This window comes from Thalassospira sp. HF15 (assembly GCF_011806525.1).
Classification (GTDB): domain Bacteria; phylum Pseudomonadota; class Alphaproteobacteria; order Rhodospirillales; family Thalassospiraceae; genus Thalassospira.
Map to the genome: position 1 here is coordinate 13,829 of NZ_JAAVKI010000012.1, position 20,308 is coordinate 34,136.

Genomic DNA, 20,308 nt, shown 5'->3' on the forward strand with positions numbered 1-20,308 from the left:
GTTGCATTTGAACTATTCGGGTGCGCAGGGTCCCCGAAACTGATCGGAAAGAGATGAGACGATGCAGGTACTGATCGTTGGTGGACTGGGCGGACAGATAGGCGCAGCCAGCAAGATCGCAATGGCGCGCGGCGCTTCGGTCCAGTTGGCCGAAAGCGTGACGACGGCGCTTAACATCCTGCGGACTGGCAACCGGATTGATCTGGTCATGGCTGACATCACTCTTGATGTCGCTGCCCTGATTGATGCCATGGGTGCAGAACGCATCACCGTTCCGGTTGTGGCATGCGGCATCGGCAATGATGTCAACGGTGCGGTCAACGCCATTAAGGCCGGTGCACAGGAATTTATCCCCCTGCCGCCCGAAGCAGATCTGATCGCGGCCATCTTTGAGGCCGTGACCGAGGAAAGCCATGCGCTGATCCATCGCGATGCCCGCATGGCAGAAACCCTGCGTCTGGCGGGTCAGGTCGCCAACAGCTCGGCCTCCATCCTGATCACCGGTGAAAGCGGTACCGGTAAGGAAATCATTTCGCGCTACGTGCATCGCAAGTCCAATCGCGCGGATAAGCCGTTTGTCGCGGTCAACTGTGCGGCAATCCCCGACAACCTTCTTGAATCCGAACTTTTCGGTCATGAGAAAGGTGCCTTTACCGGGGCGCAGGCACGCCGCATCGGTAAATTTGAAGAAGCCAATGGCGGCACGCTTTTGCTTGATGAAATCAGCGAAATGGATGTCCGCCTGCAGGCAAAGCTTCTGCGGGCCATTCAGGAAAAGGAAATTGACCGGCTTGGTGGCAAAAGTCCCGTCAAGGTCGATGTCCGAATTCTGGCAACCTCGAACCGCAATCTTGAGGCCGAAGTCAATGCGGGTAACTTCCGCGAAGATTTGTATTTCCGCCTGAATGTCGTCAACCTTGATATTCCGTCGCTGCGTGAGCGTCCCGACGATATCCCGGTTCTGGCCGAGTTCTTTGTCAAAAAGTATTCCGAGGCCAATGACGTTCCGGTTCGCCCGATCAGCCCGCTTGCGATCCAGCGCCTGCTGTCCCACCACTGGCGGGGCAATGTGCGCGAGCTGGAAAACACCATGCACCGTGCCGTGCTGATTGCAGGTCCGGACGAAATCGGGCCCGAAGCCATTATGCTTTCCGGATCAGGCAAGAGTGAACCGACCGCTGCAGCACCACAGGCCCCCTCGCCCGCACCGACTGCACCTGCGGCGCCGGCACGGGCAAGTTCGGCCTATGCCAACGCCAATGCCGCCTATGGCGCGGCCTCATCGGCCTATCAGCCAAGCGCACCCACACCACCGCCTGCCCCCTCTGCTCCGGCAGAAGAGGCACCGGCTGCGGATCAAGGCTCTGATAGCTCTGATAGCTCTGATAGCGCATCAGATGAAGGTACTGGAAACGGGTCGATGACCTCGGCGCTGGTTGGACGTACGGTTGCTGACGTCGAACGCGACCTGATCATTGATACGCTCAAGCATTGCTTTGGTAACCGGACCCATGCGGCCAACATTCTTGGCATTTCCATTCGAACCCTGCGCAACAAGCTGCGCCAGTATAACGACGAAGGACTTGCCGTCCCGGCCCCGGGCGATGGTCACGACTGAACATGAAAATTCCCTGCGCTATCCCCATCTTCAATGCAGGTAAAAGCGCAACGGACTTCGAGCAAGCAACAGGATAACAAGCAAAGACAATGGCCGAAGGTCAAGACATCACACCGACTGGTTCCGGTGGCTCCGAAGGCCCCGGTGGCGGTGCGCCGGGTGGGCTAAATCTCGGCGCCATTCAGTCGCGTGTAGCTTCGGCCATGAAGCGTGGCGACATCGCCATGGCGCTGGGCTTTATCATGATCCTTGTGGTCATGATGTTCCCGATGCCGCCATGGCTGCTTGATTTCATGCTCGCCCTTTCGATCAGCTTCTCTGTGCTGATCCTGATGACATCGCTGTTCATTCAGAAACCACTCGAATTCAACTCCTTCCCAACGATCCTGCTGGTGGCGACGTCGCTCAGGCTGGCGCTGAACATCGCGACAACCCGACTGATCCTTGGTCACGGGCACGAAGGCACGCACGCTGCCGGCGCGGTGATCGAGGCGTTTGGTTCCTTCCTGATTTCGGGCAACTTCGTTATCGGGATTATCGTTTTTGCCATTCTTGTAATCATTAACTTCGTCGTGATCACCAAGGGTTCCGGCCGTATTGCCGAGGTCGCAGCCCGCTTTACCCTTGATGCCATGCCCGGCAAGCAGATGGCGATTGACGCCGATTTGTCATCGGGCCTGATCAACGAAGAACAAGCCAAGGCACGCCGTAAGGAACTTGAAGATGAAAGCTCATTCTTCGGGTCCATGGATGGTGCGTCGAAGTTCGTTCGTGGTGATGCGGTTGCCGGTATTCTGATTACGTTTATCAACGTGGTTGGCGGCATCATCATTGGTACCGCCCAGATGGGACTTTCACTGGGTGAAGCAACCGAGACCTATACGATCCTGACCGTTGGTGATGGTCTGGTATCTCAGATCCCGGCATTGATCGTGTCGACCGCTGCGGGCCTTCTGGTCACCAAGGGTGGCCTTGATGGCGCGACCGAAAAGGCCGTTTTCGGACAAGTTAGTAACTATCCCGCAGCCCTTGGCGTTGCCGCCGCCCTGATGGCGGGCATGTCGCTTCTGCCGGGCATTCCCATGGTTTGGTTCCTTGGCTTGGCGATCGGGTTGGGATATCTCGCTTATTACATGGGCAAACGTCAGAACGCAGCCGTTGCCGAAGAACAAATGAAAGAAACCCAGGCCGCCGCCGAGGCCGCCGCCCCACCGCCAGAAGAGCCCATCGCAAATGCGCTTCGCATGGACTATGTCCGGCTCGAACTGGGCTATGGGTTGCTCTCATTGATCAGCACCGAACGCGGACAGAAACTGACCGACCAGATCAAGGCACTGCGCCGACAGCTTGCCGGTGACATGGGCTTTGTCATGCCGTCCGTGCGTATTCAGGACAACATGCAACTTCCCGCCAATACATATGTCCTGCGCGTCAAGGAGATCGAGGCGGGCCGGGGTGACTTGCGCCCGAACATGTTGCTGGTGATGGACCCGCGCGGTGAAGAAATCACCCTGTCGGGCGAAAAGACCATGGAGCCAACCTTTAACCTGCCGGCCATGTGGATCGAACAGGGCATGAAGGAAGAAGCCATGTTCCGTGGCTACACGGTAGTGGATCCACAAACCGTGATCACGACGCACATCACCGAAGTGATCAAGGATCACATGCCCGAACTGCTGTCTTATGCCGAAACGCAAAAGCTGCTTGATGAACTTGACGAAGACCAGAAGAAGCTGGTCGAAGATATCGTCCCGGGTCAGGTTTCCGTCGGCGGCGTTCAGCGCGTGCTTCAGAACCTGCTGACCGAACGTGTATCGATCCGCGATCTGCCGACCATCCTTGAAGGCATTGCTGAATCCACCGCATTCACGCGCAATCCGACCTTCATGACCGAACATGTCCGATCGCGTCTGGCGCGCCAGCTTTCCGATGTGAACACCAATCAGGATGGTGTCATTCCGCTGGTGACCATGTCGCCGCAGTGGGAGCAGGTCTTTGCCGAAAGCCTTGTCGGGTCGGGTGAGGAAAAGCAGCTTTCCATTCCACCAAGCCAGCTTCAGGAATTCATCAACAAGGTTCGCACCACATTTGAACGCCTGGGCATGATGGGCGAAAGCCCCGTCCTTCTGACCAGCCCGGGCATTCGTCCTTACGTGCGCTCGATCGTTGAACGTTTCCGCCCGAGCACGGTGGTCATGTCACAAAACGAAATTCACCCAAAGGCACAGCTGAAAACGTTGGGGCAGGTGTGATGCGTATCTTGATCCCGACCGCCCTGTTTGCGGACATCACAAAGTGGGAGGAGCAGAATGCGTCTTAAGACCTTCACCGCCCCCACCATGACCGAGGCGATGGCGCTCGTTAAAGAGCACATGGGCACTGATGCCATCATTGTCTCGACACAGGATATCCCCGGAAGTGGTGTGCGCCTGACAGCTGCCCTTGATCGCGATCCGGATTTTGAAGATGACGTTGGTCCGGCCCCGGCACTTCAGGAACAACTTGATGCGGTTGAGGCGGCCCTGACACGGCATAATTTGCCGGAACGGTTGCGCATTCGGCTTTGCGACCTGATGGCACGCGAAACAGCCGCCGCGTCCGAGCAACAATTGCTGGCCGGCGCGCTGGATGAAATTTTTGATTTCTCGCCGCTCCCCGAAAAGAACACACCGCGCGCCTTGGCTTTTGTCGGGCCACCGGGATCCGGCAAAACATTGGCCGTTGCAAAAACCGCCGCCCGCGCGGTGATGAAGAAACGTAAAGTCGCTGTTCTTTCAACCGATTACAAACGTGCCGGTGGCATTGCCCAGCTTGAGGCCTTTACCAAAATCCTCAAGATTGATCTGCTGCAGGCCAAATCACCAGATGATCTCAAGGCGCGGTTTGGCGACATCCGCGATGCTGATGTCATCCTGATCGATACGGCAAGCTGCAATCCCTATCTCGAAACCGAGATTGGCACGCTTTGTGAATTCATGAAGGCAGTACCGAGTGAACCGGTACTGGTGAACCCTGCGGGAATTGATGCCTACGAGTCCGCTGATATTGCCAATGCCTTTGCCGATGGCGGCGCAACACGCGTGATGATCTCGCGACTTGATGTTGCCGCCCGCCTTGGCGGTGCGTTATATGGAGCGGACGCAGGTAATCTTTCCCTTTGTAATGTCAGTATGACAGCCCAGGTAGCGGACGGCCTCACAGCCCTTAGTCCCCTTGCCTTGGCAAAACTTCTGATACCGTCCCATCGCGCTGAAACCGCGAAACCGAGCTTCTCCGAGGTCGTGAAATGACTACCAAGTCTGATGCTTCACCCAAATCTGCCCCGCGGGCCAGAGGCCGCAACGTCCTTGCTGTCGCATCTGGCAAAGGCGGCGTCGGCAAGACCTGGTTTTCCATTACCCTGACCCATGCCATGGTTCTGGAAGGTCACAAGACCCTTTTGTTTGACGGTGATCTTGGCCTTGCCAATATCGATATCCAACTTGGCCTGATGCCGAAATACGATCTGGGCGGCGTGATATCCGGACGTATCAGCCTGAAAGATGCCGTGACACACTTCCCGGACGGCGACTTTGATATCATTGCCGGTCGCAGCGGATCGGGCAGTCTTGCCAATCTGCCGGCCACCCGACTTCAGGCCTTGTCAGACGATCTGATCCAAACCGGCAAGGAATATGATAAGGTATTGATCGACCTTGGCGCAGGCGTGGATCAGGGCGTGCGTCAGATGACCGGCCTTGCCAATACGGTGATTGTCATCACCAACGGTGACCCGACCTCTTTGACCGATGCCTACGCCTTTATCAAGGTCACCCATATGGCCCGCCCGAAAACCGATATTCGTGTCGTGGTCAATATGGCCAAGGACAAGAAAGAAGGTCAGGCGATCTATAACAAGCTGCTTAAGGCGTGCGAGGGCTTCCTGAAAATTTCGCCGCCGCTGCTTGGCGTTATTCGCGCGGATGCCAAGGTATCGGAATGTATCCGCAATCAAACGCCGCTTTTGACCCGTCATCCGAATTGCGATGCCGCACAGGACATAGAGGCAATCGCCCTAACCCTTCTCGAGGAGTAGGTTTGTCATGACGCAGCCGCCACAAGCAATATCGCCCGGCCCCGCCGTCGGTGGACATGCTTCGGCGGGCGGCACTGCCGGACAAACCACTCAGGGCTCCGTCCCTGCTCAAATCAACGCCACCGTCACTAATGCAACGCCCCAACAGGTTGCCGCCGCACTGGCCAAGCTGCCAGTCGAAACGCTTTTGCAGGCATCGGTTCAATCACAATCGGGCAATCAACTGACCCTCGCGACCGCGCTTGGATTGGTCTCAGTAAAGGTCCCGACCCCACTTCCGGGCAATCTCGGTGATCTTCTGTGGGCACGCATTCCAACAACCAATCCCGGTGCCGGACAAACCGCAGCTGGTGGAAATCCGGCTGATGGCATGCGTCTGCAGCTGCTGCCCCAGACCATGACGCCGGGTGGTTCCGGGGTAACGGGCAGCATTGCAAGCGGAAATCTCGCGGGAAGTTCTCTGACACCGGGCCAGACATTCAGCGCGGTGACCACATCCATTCTGAACATGCCCAACGGCACGCAATTGCCTGCCGGAAGCCAGACACAGGTCATTTTCCTTGGCCAGGGCACGGTAACACCGCAACAGGCCGCCAACGTCATGGCATCGGTCGCGAATGCAGGTGCAAATGTGGCCGGCAGCACAGCAGGAGCTGCAACAGGCGGTGCCATAGCTGGCATGGCGGCAACCATCGCTGCGCAAACAGCAGGCGGACAAGCACCGGCTGGCACATTAATGCTGACCGGCACCGTCCTGCCACCTGACAGTGCCGAAGCGCGCATGTTGCCACAGGGCTTTACCGCACTTCGCACCTCTGCCGGGATTGTCGGTATCAAACTGCCAGTCCCTGCCCCAAATGGTGCAACACTGTCCTTTAACGTGGATCCGTCTGGCACGGCAAAGCCATCGGTCTCGGCACCAATGACCGAGGCGCAACTGATTGCACGTGGTCAAACGGCGGCACTTACTCATGATTGGGACAGCCTGCACAAGGCGGTCAGCGTCCTTCAACAACATGATCCGGGTGCGGCACTCAGTTTGCTCAACAACATCCCGCAAGCCGGTCCAAAACTGACAACGACCATGATGTTTTTCTTTGCCGCAATGACAGGTCAGAGCGGGAATTTACGTGGCTGGATCGGGGACCGTGCGGCAAACAGCCTGGCCTCCCTCGCCGATGCAGATGGTGGCGGGCTTCGAAAGCTTGATGGTGACTTTGCCCAGCTTCGTGCGATGGCGACCGAAGACAGACCAGATGGCTGGCGCGTCATGACGATGCCGTTCAATATGGGTGAAAAAATCGAACAGCTTCAGTTGGGCTGGCGTCACGGCGATCAGGAAAACGATCCTGACAAGCCCGAAGATCAGGGAACGCGCTTCCTGCTGGATTTGTCATTCAGTGTGGTCGGCCACACCCAGCTTGACGGTTTGGTCAAGGGCGAGGACAGCAAGTTTGATCTGATCGTTCGGACCGAAAACCCGTTACAGTCTCATAATCGCGATGACATTCGTGGGATCTTCCGCGAGGCCCTTCAGATTGCCGGCTATAAGGGTCATATCCAGTTTCAGGATGGATCACGCTTTGTCGAAATCGCCCCCGTTCCCGATACCGAGGGCCCGAATTCCCATCACGGGATCGAGGCATAAGGGTTATCGTTCTGAAATGAATGCTTTTAACCACCGTATTGCAGACGTATCCTTGATCCATCATTTATGACAACGGTTGGAAGCCATGCTTGAGATCTACCAGCGCCGTAATCTGATCCTGACCGAACCGAACCCCGGTCCGCGGATTGACTACGTCGTCACTTTGCAAAGCAACCTGACCGGTACCAAGGATGTTTTCCCAGCCCGCCTGACCCTGCGTTATGTGCCTGATCGTCTGATTCTCAAGACCAACAGTCTGGCCGAATATTACGCCGAGATTTCCAGGATAGAGTTCGAGAACTTCGAAGCCGCCGCCGTTCTCTTGATGGATGATTTCAACAACGAACTGGTGCCACGCTGGATCAGCCTGCGTCTGGATAAACAGACCGCTGATAACGATCAGGTCTTCCACCATGAAACAGCCCTTGAAGACCGTCAGCCCAAATGGGGTAACCCGCGTCTTCTGGATCGTTTGGAACGCTACTGATCATTTGATCTGCTTAGCGGAACGGATTTCCATGCACCCATTGGGTCAGTGAATAGCGCAAACCAGCCGTGGTCGGCGCGACCCGATGCAAAACAAAGCTTGGAAAAAAGATAGCAGTCCCCCGTTCCATCGGCGCATCCAGAAAGTTCCCCGCCGGATTCAACTGCAACTGCCCACCTTCATACTGATCAGGCTCTGACAGCTGAATGACCATGGTCAGTTTGCGGCGTCTGGCCACTTCGGACGCGCCGACATCGCTATGCCAGTCGTAGTGACCGCGCAAATCCCCGGCATAGCAGGCGATCTGGGCGTCTTCGGCAAATTCGGTCAGGGAAAAGTCAAAAACGTTGCGGTTTACATCCGCAACAAGGTCGACAATGCGACGACAAACTGCCGGTTCCTGTTCTTCGTTAAACCAGGTTATTTTGGATCGGCGGATGTGGGTTGCCGTTTGCCCCTGGACAAGACCGCCTTCGTCCAACTCATGGGCAAACCCATTGATCAGGCGATCACAGGTGGCGGCGTCCAGTGCATCCGGGACGATGGCAAACATTTCTTCGGGAAACATGCTCGACATTCTCCATGCCGCACAGGTCCGGTATTCGATGCCCCAGGCCCAAGACAATTCTTTTGCGGTAAGATGCTATAAGACCAATTTCGGCGCGATACCAGCAATTTCGATGCAGGCCATCGTTGCATTTTCGCGCGTCTAGTCCAGCTTGATCACCCGCCCACCAGCGGCCTCGCCGTCCTCGGGATCATGGGTCACCATCAGGGTCGGCAGGCTGTTCTCGCGGCACAGATCAAACACAAACGACCGGATCTGGGATCGCAGGCCACTATCAAGTTTGGAAAACGGCTCATCAAGCAATAAGGCGCAGGGTTCGGATAACAGAACCCGCATCAAGGCAACACGCGCGCGCTGCCCGCCCGAAAGGGTTGCCGGATCCCGGTCATAAAACCCGTCCATTTCCGCACTGCCAAGTGCTGCCTCAACCCGTGCGCGACGAATGGCACGTCCCTTGATGTGTGATGGCAAGGCAAAGGCCAGATTGCCGCCCACCGAAAGATGGGGAAACAACAAATCATCCTGAAACAGAATGCCCACATGGCGGTCTTGCGGCGCCAAACCATCAAGGGGCTTGCCATCGAGGACCACTTGCCCGGAAACATGAAAGCTGTCTGGCAAGGTGCCACATATATGGCCAAGCAAACTGGATTTCCCCGAACCGCTTGGACCCATCAGGGTCACGATTTCACCCGGCGCAATCGTCAGGTCGACCGCCACCAGTTCGCGTTCGCCAAGGCGAATGTGCACATCGCGCAGTTCCAGACCATTTTTTACCGCTTCAGACATGTATCATCCCTTGTTCTGCGCCCCCATGCCGCGCCGGTTTCGGAATAAAATGGCTGGTATCAGCAAGGCAAGCGCAAAGCCCGCAAACGGCAGGATCATCTGCAACAAGCCATAAATACCGATCATCCGCCGATCACCACCGGATGCCAGTGCGACCGCCTCGGTCGTGACGGTCGCAAAGCGCCCGGCTCCGATCAATAATGTTGGCAGATATTGCCCGACGGTCACGGCAAGCCCGACCGCCGCAGCCGTAAGAACCGCACGGGTCAAAAGCGGCAAGCGCACCTGCCAGAATACGCGCGCTGGCGACGAACCAAGACAAAGGGCCGTTTGCCGATAGCGCGGATCGAGCGCGTGAAACGGTTCCGACAGGGACAGAAAGACATATGGCGCCACAAACACCAGATGCCCCAGCACGACTGACAACAATGTCCGTTCGAGGCCAAGCAAGGTAAAGAATACCTGCAAACCGAACATGAAGCTGATCTGCGGCACCAGAAGCGGCAGGTAAATCAAAAGCATCGCCCGCCGACCAGCGGCCTTGCCGGTGCGGACTTCATTTTCAAGACAGGCCAGAACCAGCGTGACCGCAATCAGGACTGCCGGCACACCAATCAGAAGTGTGGTTGTCAAACTGCGACCAATCGCATCAAGCTCTCGCGTCCAAAGACGCAAACTGAAACCACGCGGCAACAGATCGGGAAACGCCCAGAAGCCCGCAATACTCCAGACCAGCAACACCACAAGGCCAAGCACCACTGCACCTGCCGCGACCAGCGCGATTGCGGCAGATGCCCCGCGCACGGCATGGTCACTCTTGAAACGATGCCCGTCCTCGGCCCAATAGCGCCCCACTGCTGCAATCATCCGTTCGCCCGCAATCCAGACCGCCATCGCCACAATGACGATCAGAAGCTGCAACACCGCTGCACTTGATGCCATGAACCGCATGGCAAGATCAGGATCAGACAGCCATCCCAGGATGCGCACAGCCAGCGGTGCGGGTGTCGTCGGGGCCAGAATGATCGCCACATCAACAACCGAGGTCGAATAGGCCAACACCGCCATAACCGGCAGGCGGATTTGCGGATAAATCCGCGGCAAGGTTGCCTTGAACCATCCGGCAATCTTTCCATAGCCAAGGGTTGCGGTGACCTGTGCGGTGCGGTCTGTATCAGCCTGCGGCAGGGCAGAAAGCGTCATCAGAAAAAGGAACGGGATTTCCTTGGCCACCAGCCCGGCAATCAGCGCCATGCCCCACGGGTCATGAATAATTGCGATGTCCGGTGGTCGATCCCATCCGGTAAACTGTGACACCAGCCTGACAATCCAGCCCGATGGCGCGATCAGAAAGGCCAGACCAAATGCCGCCGTCGCATGCGGCACCGACAGGATCGGCGACAAGATCCGTTGCATGGCATGAAAGATGCGCGTGCCCTGCCAGGCGGCACAAAACAGCATCACAATCGCAACCGAAATCGCTGTTGCGATCAAACCATTCACAAATGATAGACGGATGGATGTACCAAGCCCCGGCTGCGCAAAAAGTGCCTGCCACGGATCAAGGCTTGGTTCGACCCCACCAAGGGCGGGCAATATCCCAAACGCAGGCAACAGCGTTCCGATAAGCCCGGCGGAAACCGGGCCAATCATCAGAATAATCGTCAGGATCGGGATAAATCGCAGCATCCGCGATTATTGCACAACGCCGTATCGTTTTTGCCATTCGGTCTCGACCAGCGACATCCAGCTCGGATGTGGTTCTGGCAAAACGGTGCCGCGTTCAGATGGCGCAAGCGATGCAATGCCAAGATCAAGATTGGCAAAGGCTTCCTGCATGTCCTTGGGCAGTTTATCCATCGCCAGAACCGTATCCGCCCCCCAGTATTGCGGGTCCTGCTTGCGCAGTTGGGCTTCGGGTGACATCAGGAAATCAGCGAGCACAACTGCGCCTGCCTTGGCCGATGCGTTATAGGGAATGGCAACAAAGTTGGTATTGCCAAGCGTGCCATTGTCAAACACATAGGATCGGACGGTATCGGGAAGCTCAAAGGCCTCAATCGCGGATGACACCTCGCCAGAGCTGAACGAAAAGGCGATATCGACCTCGTTATCCGCCAAAAGGGTCCGCATCGATGCCCCGTTCTGCGGATAGGCCTGGCCATTGCGCCACAACAGCGGCTGCAAATCTTCAAGATAGCCCCAAAGCGGTGCCAATGTTGCCTCGGCATCGGTTTCATCGGCAGGCTGCTGCAGGACTTTTGGATCATCAACCAGTTCGGTCAGAATCTGTTTGAGGAACGTTGAGCCCATGTAGTTCGGCGGCTGCGGATAGGTAAAGCGGCCCGGATGCTTCACAAGCCATTCCAGCAATTGCTGGGCTGATTTCGGGACGGTATCAAGCTTGGCGGTATCGTAATAGAAACTGACCTGCGCCATCCCCCACGGTGCTTCAAGCCCGTCGGTCGGAACGGTAAAGTCATTGACCACCGTCGGTTTGCCTTCAACATCGACATAGGCGAAATTCGGCGTCTGTTCTGCCCACGGGCCAAACAACAGGTCATTGCGCTTCATCGCGGCAAAGTTTTCGCCGTTAATCCAGATCATGTCGACCGCGCCACCATCATCAACACCGGCGGTCTTTTCCGACAGCACCTTGGTGACCGCATCGGCGGTATCGGTCAGTTTGACCTGCACGACCTCAACGCCATAGCGTTCGCGCACCTGTTCACCAGCCCAGGCGATATAGTCATTAATGCGCGGCTCTCCGCCCCAGGCATGCCAATAAACGGTCTGCCCGCGCGCCTGATCAAGTACCGATTGCCAGTTACCGACATCCGGGGCCGGGTCTGCCTTTGCCGGTGCAGACAGCGACGTCGCCGCCACCGCAGTTACAAGCGCCAAAGCAGAAACGAAAGTACGCAATCCTGACCTCATATCGGACAATCCTTTTACCTGATGACCTGAAGCCTTGCCCGAATGGCGGGCATAGCCGGTTTTTGATTTTGTAATCGTCAGTTTTTCAACAGTCGGCGCATAAAATCAATTCACGCTTGCGTTAGAGTCTGATCAAACACACTTTGACTGCAATCAGTTGATCACCGCTTTGGGTCACAAAGGACACCTGCAATGTTTGAATGGATGAGCGACCCGAACATGTGGATGGGGCTTGCAACACTGACCGCCCTCGAAATTGTTCTTGGCATCGACAACATCGTTTTTCTGTCGGTGATCGTTTCCAAACTTCCGCAAAACCAGCAGGCATCGGCACGTCGGATCGGTCTTTTGGCCGCGATGGGAATGCGCCTGGCCCTTCTGGCAGGGATCGCATGGGTCATGCAACTGACCACACCACTGTTCGCCGCGTTCGGACAGGAAGTCAGCGGACGTGACCTGATCCTGATTGTTGGCGGGTTGTTCCTGATCGCCAAGGCATCCAAGGAAATTCATCACACCATTGATGAACCCGAAGAACATGGTCCGGGCAAGATTATGTCGGGCTTTGCCATGACCATCATGCAGATCATGTTGCTGGATATCATTTTCTCGCTTGATAGCGTGATCACCGCGGTTGGGCTGGTCGATCATATTTCGATCATGGTGATAGCCGTCATCCTGTCCGTTCTGGTGATGCTAATGGCCGCTAAGACCATTGGCGACTTTGTTGAACAACATCCCTCTGTGAAAATGTTAGCGCTATCATTCCTTATTCTGGTAGGGTTTGTCCTGCTGCTCGATGGGGTCGAAATACATGTTCCGAAAGGCTACATCTATTTTGCGATGGCGTTCAGCTTGTCGGTCGAAACGCTCAATCTTCTGAACAGAAAACGTAAACTCAAACGACGTGCGCAAGAGAATGGCTGATGAAAAAAGTTGATCCGCCGCAGTGTCTGGAAAATGCATTTGCACAGCACAGCCTTGAAGATATCCAAGTTCTTGAGTTCCCGGAAGGCACCCGCACAGCTGCCGATGCCGCAAACGCGATTGGCTGTGACATTAGCGATATCGGCAAATCACTGGTCTTCATGACCGAAACATCCCGCCCGATCCTGATTATCATGAACGGTGCTGACAAGGTCGATCTGGACAAGGTCGCCGCCCTGATGGGATTATCGATCCGCAAGGCCGATGCGACCGAAGTCCGGAAATATACAGGATATGCCATCGGCGGCGTTCCGCCCTTTGGCCACGCCAAGCCCGTTGAAACGCTGATTGATGCAAAGCTGCTCGAAAAGGAAACCATATGGCTTGCAGCCGGGACGCCCAAAACAGTGTTTGAGCTTAAAACAGCTGATCTCAAACGGATCACTGGAGTCGAAACAGGCGTCAAGATCGCGGTCTGAAGACAGCGGCAAAACCGTTTTTGATGAAGAAATTCCGGCGAGCCACACTGCCACCTTTGGGGTTTCACCCTTTGCGATCCAACGCCTGCGTCTTGCCAATGAGGGTTCGGCGAAAAACAATATCGCCGCGTTTATTGACCGCGTGGCTGCGGTCTCGCCCGATATGATGGATGGAAACGTCGCCCTTAAATAAGCCCGTCATCGCGCGTGGCCGAACGCATCCCGATTTCGTCAAGCTCGTCCTGCTCTTTCTTGTCTTCTTCGGCGCGTTCGGCCTCAACCCGGTTGCGTTCGGCGATCTCTGCTGTCTTGAGCTCCCTGAACGCGTCGGCGACTTCTTCGCGGAAGGCGTCGATTTTTTCTTCCTGATCGGCAATCATTTTCCTGATCGCTTCGCGTTCGGCAATCACCGCATTGGCAAAACTGCCATAAGCAAACCCGGCAAGTTCGGGGTTTTCTGCCGCAATCTTTTGTTCGGCAAGAACTGCTTGCTCAAGCGCTTCTTTTTCAGCTTCAAGATTGCCCAAAACACCCAGCATCTCGCCAAGTTCGCGCTGCTTCTCGTCAAGCGCCCATTTGCGCATGCGCACCAGTGCCTTGAAATCCTTGGCCATGGGTCAGCCCCTAGGGTCCGCGATCATTCTGATGCCCCACCGGGGACATCATTGCCCTCCTGACGCAAAGCACGCTTCGCTTCATTCAGGTCTTTTCCGTTCTCGCGCTTTGAGCGGCTTTGAACCTTTGGTCCGCGATTGATCTTCGGGCCGGTTGATGGCGGTGGTGCCGGTCGGGCGGCCGGCATTTCAGCGGCCGCGGCGGGCTGCTGCGGGTTCGCAGCAGCGGGTTGTTGCGGGGCAGCCTGCCCCGCCTGCTGGCCGTTTGCAGGGGCCTCTTCCTGGGGTTGTTCCGCCAGAAGATCAAGACGGCGGGCGAGTTCCAAGTAACCCTCATTCAGGCGCGTGCATTCGGTTTTTCGCTGTTTGAGGAATTCCTCGATCAGCGGGAAGTAATGAATGGCTTCATCGACCTTGGGATCGGTCCCCTTGCGATAGGCCCCAAGTCGGATCAGTTCGGCCATATCTTCGTAGGTCGCCAGAAGCTGTCGGGCACGGGCAACAATCTGGTTTTCTTCCTCGTTATTGCAGCCCGGCATGGTACGCGACACGCTGCGCAGGATATTGATCGCCGGATAGCGCCCCTGTTCGGCAATCGAACGGTCCAGTACGACGTGGCCATCAAGAATACCACGCACCGCATCGGAAATCGGTTCGTTATGATCATCACCATCAACCAGAACCGTAAACAGCCCGGTGATGGATCCCTGCCCCGGCCCCCCCGGTCCGGCGCGTTCGAGCAGGCGCGGCAATTCGGCAAACACGGTCGGTGTATACCCCTTGGATGCAGGCGGCTCGCCAACTGACAGGCTGATTTCACGCTGCGCCATGGCAAAACGGGTCACGGAATCCATCATGCACAGCACATCGCGCCCGACATCACGGAAATATTCCGATAGCGCCATGGTCATATAGGCCGCCTGACGACGCATCAGGGGCGGCTCATCCGAGGTTGCCACAACAACAACCGACCGACGCAGGCCTTCTTCGCCCAGATCATCCTCGATGAATTCACGTGCTTCGCGGCCACGTTCCCCGATCAGACCGACAACCGACACATCCGATGTGGTATGGCGCGTCATCATCGACAGCAAACTAGATTTACCGACACCCGAACCGGCAAAGATGCCCATACGTTGCCCGCGACAGCAGGTCAGAAACGTATTCATCGCCCGCACACCAAGATCAATCTTGCCGGCGACACGCTGCCTGGAATGGGCCGACGGCGGCATATTGCGGATCGGATAGGGACGATTGCCTTCGGTCAGTGGCCCTTTGCCATCGACCGGTTCACCAAACGCATTGACCACACGCCCAAGCCAGCTTTCATCAGGATAGACTTGCGGTTGGGTATCGCCGAGTTCGACTTCGCAGCCAATCCCGATCCCGTCAAGAATGCCAAACGGCATCAAAAGTGCGCGTTCATTGCGAAAGCCGACGACCTCGCAAATGACGGCTTTACCATCGCGCCGCTTGACCTTGCAGCGGTCACCGACCGACAGCGCACCTTCAACCCCGCCGATCTCGACCAGAAGACCCAAAACAGCCGTCACCCGCCCGACAACGCGATAGTCGGGAATACGGCGAAGTTCTGCGACAATATTACGGCCAATCTGAAACACGGGCGGTTCTTTTCAGCGAAAACGGTGGAAACAATTCTTGTAACACGGAAATTTACCCCGCCGAACGGTCATGGGGGTGGCAAATCGTACCGCGTCGTACCAAATATATAGTCATATCCGGTATTAAAAAGCCGTGTAGACGATAAAATAGAGTTTTTTTTCGTTACATAAGGCTTTGGCGATTAACATCGCAAACCGTTGGGAAAACTCGCGTTCCGCTCCCGAGTCGCTTCTTTGAATGAAAAAAAGTTAACAAGTTGCGACTCGGCTGCTTGCCACGAGTCGCAAAGCAACGTATCGTTAACGGAATGGGGGAAGAATTTCCCAAAAAGGCGGCAATCGTTGGGGCGCTTGTCGATCAACCGGATCAACACGGACTTATTGCGGAACACGGTAACGGAGCAGAAACATGCGGGTGCTGCTTGTTGAGGATGACAACACCTATGCTGACAGCATCGAATTGATGCTGAAGTCTGAAGGCATGGTGATTGACACTACCGACCTTGGGGAAGACGGTCTCGAGATCGGCAAGCTTTACGATTATGACATCATTCTTCTGGATCTCATGCTGCCAGACATTGACGGCTATGAGGTTCTGAGACGTTTGCGCGATGCACGCGTCGAGACACCGGTCCTGATCCTGTCGGGTCTGACCGAAACCGAAGACAAGGTCAAAGGCCTTGGCTTTGGGGCGGATGACTATCTGACCAAGCCTTTCGAAAAGACCGAGCTTCTGGCACGCGTACAGGCAATCGTTCGCCGTTCGCGTGGTCATGCACAGTCAATGATTTCGACCGGCAAGCTTAACGTCAATCTGGATGCACGCACCGTCGATGTCGACGGCAAGCCACTGCATCTGACCGGCAAGGAATATGGCATCCTTGAATTGCTGTCGCTGCGCAAAGGCACGACATTGACCAAGGAAATGTTCCTCAACCACCTTTATGGCGGTATGGACGAGCCGGAACTCAAGATCATTGACGTCTTTGTCTGCAAACTGCGCAAGAAAATCCAGTCTGCGACCAAGGGCGACAACTACATCCATACGGTTTGGGGCCGGGGCTATGTCCTGCGCGACCCCGACACCAACAGCGCTGCGGCCTGATATTCGGGATATCGGTTTCAGGCTTGCCTGACGCCCCCAACAGTGCCCGTTCTACGAAAAACGCCCCGGACTGCACCGGGGCGTTTTTCGTTTTGGGTCACGGCAAATAAATCAGTGGATCGATCAGGCCCCCGACCTGTATCCGATCAATCAGTTCAAAGACCGGGATCACCATCAGAAAGACCAGTCCATCCCGCAAGGTCCGCACAAGAAGTTGCGGGCGCACTTCTAGTATGTCCGCATCCCGCCATACACCAAAACGCGGCCCAAAGCGCGGGACGCGCGCCTTGTAGGTTTCGAATGATGCCCCGAACAATTCCGACAGCGCGCGTTCTTCACGCAAGATCACCGGTAGGAAGATACCAAAGGCCCCCAATCCAAACAGGATCGCCACCAAAAGACTTCCGGTCTGTGCACCAATGCCGGTCGCACCGATGAAGCTGAACATATAAAGCGGATTACGACTGATCGAATAGGGCCCGGTATCGGTCAACTGGCGCGCCTTGCGCCCACCGATATAAAGCGTGCACCACGCGCGCCCGAATATGGCGATCAGGATCAGGACAACCCCGGCAATCTCGACACCCTCATGGGTGAACATCTCCACCCGGGCAAGGGACTGCATCAAAGGAAGGGCGCAAAGCACCACAAGAGCAATACAGGCAATCGCAAGCTTGCGCCGACGCTGAACACGGCTGAGTTCCCGGCGTGGTGCAGATATGGAATTTGATGAATGTGGGGTCATTGAGCCTTCCCGACTTTCCGTTCAACAGAACAGTCGGCAATGCACCAACTGTCAGCTACTTCTTGTCGTCCGGCTTCCCGAAACGGGACCGATCAAAGGTCGTGGACGGGCGTGTGGTTCCGCTGGACCCACTTGTATTGCTGCTGCCAGTCGTCCCCGGCCGCTGGGTCGTGCCACCCGCGCCAGCACCGGTGCCGGTGCCAAGCGGACGGCGATAGGTCGAACCGGTGGTACCGGTTGTGCCCGTTGTCCCCGGACGTGTGGTCGAACCAGTACCAGTCGAACCTGACGGCCTGCTGAACGCACTGCCTGTTGTGCCGGTGCCGGTTGTCGGACGGGTCGTAGAGGACGTGCCCCCAAGCGGACGCTGGGTCGCCTGCGTGCCCGACGTTGCGGTTCCGGGACGTGTCGTGGCGGTCCCGGTTGTTCCGACTGCCGGGCGGGCAGTAGAACCCGCTGTCGCCCCTGCGCCGGTTTGCATATGCTTTGGTTTCGGGAAGGCAAGACCACCTGCGGCAGCGCCCCCTGCAGCACCGGCAGCAGCACCGGCAGCAGCACCGGCCTGCACCTTTTCAAGCGCAGTCAGGTCAACGTCCGGCGCACCGGGACGGTTAAGCTGATAGATGCCACGTTGACGCGCAAGCGGCTTGAACTTGTCCGAAATACCCAGAACCGTCTCTGCCCCGCCAAGGAACAGGAAGCCATCATCAGGCATCAGGGCCGAAATACGGGCCAGAACGTCGCTTTTGGTCGGCTGATCAAAATAGATCAGCACGTTACGGCAATAAACGACGTCAAACTGTCCAAGCGGTCGGAAATCTTCCAGAAGGTTGAATTCCTTGTACTGAACCTTGGAACGGACATCAGACGAAATCTGCCACTGGTCTTCCTTCTTCTGGAAGTACTTGACCAGAAGGCCGATCGGAAGACCCCTTTGGACTTCGAACTGCGAATAAAGGCCCGCGCGCGCCTTGTTCAGGATTTCACGCGAAATGTCAGTCCCGATGATGTCAATACGCCAGCCAGCCAGCTGGGATTTGAATTCATCAAGGATCATTGCCAGCGAATAGGGCTCCTGCCCGGACGAGGCCGCAGCGCACCAGATGCGCAAATGTTTTTTCGGCGCACGCGCCTTGATCATGTGTGGCAGGACAACATGGCGGAATTGATCGAACGGCTTGGTATCGCGGAAAAAGAAGCTTTCATTGGTCGTCATCGCATCAACGACTTCTTCGACCAGATTACGGTCGCCGCCACGCAGCGCGCCAATCAGCTCTGTCAGATCCTTGAGGCCGCGTTTGCGCGCAATCGGCATAAGCCGGCTTTCGAGCAGATAAGTCTTGTCCTGGCTCAAAACGAGCCCGGACTTGGACTTGATCAGTCTGCTTACAAACTCGAAATCATCCGGCTTCATCATTGTGGGTTAACGACCCCCTGCAAGTTTTTTGATATAGGCCGCAATTCCACCCACCGGCAGAACCGCAGAACAGATACCGGCATGCGCTGCCGCACCTGGCATCCCCCATACAACGCTGCTTTGCTCGTCTTGTGCCACGACCATGCCCCCCGCACTGACCACTTCACGACCGCCAAGCATACCATCCTGCCCCATTCCGGTAAGGATTGCAGTCAGAATGTTTCCTCCGTAACTCGCGACCAGACTGCGTAACATCGGATCAACCGACGGACGACAGAAATTCTCGGGCGGGTTTTGGTTCAGCTGCAAATGCCGACTTGCACCACGCCCCTCAACAGTCATGTGGTAATCACCCGGGGCAAGATAAACCTGTCCGCCAACAATTGGCATATTGTTTTGTCCTTCCTGACATTTAAGTCCGGTCAGACGGGTAATGTGTTCAGCCAGAATGGTGGTAAATGTTGCTGGCATATGCTGAGTGATAAAAATCGGCTGACGCACGCCATTCAGACCACGCAAAACCTCAAACAAGGCCTGCGGTCCACCGGTCGAACTGCCAATGGCAATGGCTTCGACATTGATACGTTTTTCCGGCAGCAGCGAAATACCGCCACGAGGCGCAGCCGGGCGTTTTGCTGGTGCCGGCGCGCTTCCCGAGCGGGCCTGCTGGGCACGCGCACCTTTTTGCTGTGCCGGTGCCGTCGGGCGTTTGGGCGGCGGTGCGGATCGTCCTGCCGGTGCGGCGGGCGCAGGGCGCGCTGCCATTTTCGGCGTGGTTTTCGGCTGGCCACCTGCGGCGATCGCCGCATCGCGGATAAGCCTGCCCGGATCGCGTGACGGTGTTGTCGACCGGCCACCGGTTTCGGCTCCGGCTGCTGCAGATTTCGCGGCGGGCGCACCGGTATCAGGCGAAGGCGTCGCAGGATGCGCACTTGGTGCAGGTTGCTGCGGATGGGGCGTCTGACGCATTTGCACCTGTTGAGGGCGATGTTGCTGCATCGGGCGCGGGCGCAGTTCGGCAGTAAATCGTTTACGCTGAATGCGCCCCTGCTTTTGCAGCTGCTGATGCTCGACTGACATTTCGGCACGGAATGTCGATGCCTTGCCATCAGCCCCTGCATCTTCGGAACCGCCCGCCTCGTCATCTGGCGAAGCTGGTTTAGTGGCGGGGTTTGCCTGTTGGGTTGGGGGGGGGGGTGGGGCGGGGGGTGGGGGGAGCGCCGGGGGGGGGGGGAGGAGCGGGGGGGGAGGCGGGGGGGGGGGGGGCGAGGGCGGGG

General features: G+C 56.7%; 18 protein-coding genes. 9 read left to right on the forward strand and 9 right to left on the reverse strand.

Annotated elements, in window-relative coordinates; all coding sequences use genetic code 11:
- The first annotated feature begins 61 nt into the window (after positions 1 to 61).
- From HED22_RS19280 to HED22_RS19305, 6 genes are all read left to right on the forward strand, one after another.
- Positions 62 to 1,618, forward strand: a complete 1,557-nt coding sequence (locus HED22_RS19280) for a sigma-54 dependent transcriptional regulator (protein ID WP_167725354.1) — start codon at positions 62 to 64, stop codon at positions 1,616 to 1,618.
- An 89-nt stretch (positions 1,619 to 1,707) separates the two neighbouring features.
- Entirely contained in the window at positions 1,708 to 3,870 is a 2,163-nt protein-coding gene (flhA, locus tag HED22_RS19285; RefSeq protein ID WP_175581328.1) for a flagellar biosynthesis protein FlhA, read from the forward strand.
- A gap of 57 nt (positions 3,871 to 3,927) precedes the next feature.
- Positions 3,928 to 4,908 carry a GTP-binding protein gene (locus HED22_RS19290; protein WP_167725357.1) on the forward strand — a complete coding sequence of 327 codons (981 nt, stop codon included), beginning with the start codon at positions 3,928 to 3,930 and terminating at the stop codon, positions 4,906 to 4,908.
- The gene (locus HED22_RS19295) at positions 4,905 to 5,693 is read left to right on the forward strand and encodes a MinD/ParA family protein (RefSeq protein WP_167725359.1); all 789 of its coding nucleotides are present in this window, start codon (positions 4,905 to 4,907) and stop codon (positions 5,691 to 5,693) included. Before HED22_RS19290 ends, HED22_RS19295 begins: the two co-directional genes overlap by 4 nt.
- Positions 5,694 to 5,700: 7 nt before the next feature.
- Positions 5,701 to 7,341 carry a hypothetical protein gene (locus tag HED22_RS19300; protein WP_167725361.1) on the forward strand — a complete coding sequence of 547 codons (1,641 nt, stop codon included), beginning with the start codon at positions 5,701 to 5,703 and terminating at the stop codon, positions 7,339 to 7,341.
- 85 nt (positions 7,342 to 7,426) lie between these two features.
- Positions 7,427 to 7,828, forward strand: coding sequence for a hypothetical protein (locus tag HED22_RS19305; protein ID WP_167725363.1), 402 nt, complete (start codon positions 7,427 to 7,429; stop codon positions 7,826 to 7,828).
- A 13-nt stretch (positions 7,829 to 7,841) separates the two neighbouring features.
- Here the strand turns inward: HED22_RS19305 and HED22_RS19310 are convergent, their stop codons facing one another.
- The 4 genes from HED22_RS19310 to HED22_RS19325 all read right to left on the reverse strand — a co-directional run bounded on the left by HED22_RS19310 (position 7,842) and on the right by HED22_RS19325 (position 12,122).
- Positions 7,842 to 8,405, reverse strand: a complete 564-nt coding sequence (locus tag HED22_RS19310) for a 2OG-Fe(II) oxygenase (protein WP_254870297.1) — start codon at positions 8,403 to 8,405, stop codon at positions 7,842 to 7,844.
- Positions 8,406 to 8,537: 132 nt separating this feature from the next.
- Positions 8,538 to 9,185, reverse strand: a complete 648-nt coding sequence (locus HED22_RS19315) for an ATP-binding cassette domain-containing protein (protein ID WP_167725365.1) — start codon at positions 9,183 to 9,185, stop codon at positions 8,538 to 8,540.
- Positions 9,186 to 9,188: 3 nt separating this feature from the next.
- A complete protein-coding gene (locus HED22_RS19320) occupies positions 9,189 to 10,874 on the reverse strand; it encodes an ABC transporter permease (protein ID WP_167725366.1) in 1,686 nt (561 codons plus the stop codon).
- Positions 10,875 to 10,880: 6 nt separating this feature from the next.
- Positions 10,881 to 12,122: an ABC transporter substrate-binding protein gene (locus tag HED22_RS19325; protein ID WP_217701919.1), complete on the reverse strand. Its 1,242-nt coding sequence runs from the start codon at positions 12,120 to 12,122 to the stop codon at positions 10,881 to 10,883.
- A gap of 192 nt (positions 12,123 to 12,314) precedes the next feature.
- On the opposite strand from HED22_RS19325, the gene HED22_RS19330 reads away from it, so the two are divergent.
- Positions 12,315 to 13,049 (forward strand): TerC family protein, encoded by a 735-nt coding sequence (locus HED22_RS19330; protein WP_167725368.1) that lies wholly within the window; start codon positions 12,315 to 12,317, stop codon positions 13,047 to 13,049.
- Complete coding sequence (locus HED22_RS19335) at positions 13,049 to 13,528, forward strand: YbaK/EbsC family protein (protein ID WP_167725370.1); 480 nt, start codon at positions 13,049 to 13,051, stop codon at positions 13,526 to 13,528. Before HED22_RS19330 ends, HED22_RS19335 begins: the two co-directional genes overlap by 1 nt.
- Before the next feature lie 185 nt (positions 13,529 to 13,713).
- Here HED22_RS19335 and HED22_RS19340 read toward each other — a convergent pair whose 3' ends face one another.
- Positions 13,714 to 14,142 carry a flagellar FliJ family protein gene (locus tag HED22_RS19340; protein ID WP_167725372.1) on the reverse strand — a complete coding sequence of 143 codons (429 nt, stop codon included), beginning with the start codon at positions 14,140 to 14,142 and terminating at the stop codon, positions 13,714 to 13,716.
- Positions 14,143 to 14,165: 23 nt separating this feature from the next.
- Positions 14,166 to 15,764, reverse strand: coding sequence for a flagellar protein export ATPase FliI (fliI, locus tag HED22_RS19345; protein WP_167725374.1), 1,599 nt, complete (start codon positions 15,762 to 15,764; stop codon positions 14,166 to 14,168).
- 409 nt (positions 15,765 to 16,173) lie between these two features.
- On the opposite strand from fliI, the gene ctrA reads away from it, so the two are divergent.
- The gene (gene ctrA / locus HED22_RS19350; protein WP_008891622.1) at positions 16,174 to 16,869 is read left to right on the forward strand and encodes a response regulator transcription factor CtrA; all 696 of its coding nucleotides are present in this window, start codon (positions 16,174 to 16,176) and stop codon (positions 16,867 to 16,869) included.
- A gap of 97 nt (positions 16,870 to 16,966) precedes the next feature.
- On the opposite strand, the gene HED22_RS19355 is transcribed toward ctrA, so the two are convergent.
- From HED22_RS19355 to HED22_RS19365, 3 genes are read right to left on the reverse strand one after another with little or no spacing between them, the layout of a single operon-like run.
- Positions 16,967 to 17,614, reverse strand: a complete 648-nt coding sequence (locus HED22_RS19355) for an isoprenylcysteine carboxylmethyltransferase family protein (RefSeq protein ID WP_175581329.1) — start codon at positions 17,612 to 17,614, stop codon at positions 16,967 to 16,969.
- A 55-nt stretch (positions 17,615 to 17,669) separates the two neighbouring features.
- Positions 17,670 to 19,031 (reverse strand): protein-glutamate O-methyltransferase CheR, encoded by a 1,362-nt coding sequence (locus tag HED22_RS19840; protein WP_167725376.1) that lies wholly within the window; start codon positions 19,029 to 19,031, stop codon positions 17,670 to 17,672.
- Between the two features lie 6 nt (positions 19,032 to 19,037).
- A complete protein-coding gene (locus HED22_RS19365) occupies positions 19,038 to 20,111 on the reverse strand; it encodes a chemotaxis protein CheB (protein ID WP_254870299.1) in 1,074 nt (357 codons plus the stop codon).
- Positions 20,112 to 20,308 lie beyond the last annotated feature (197 nt).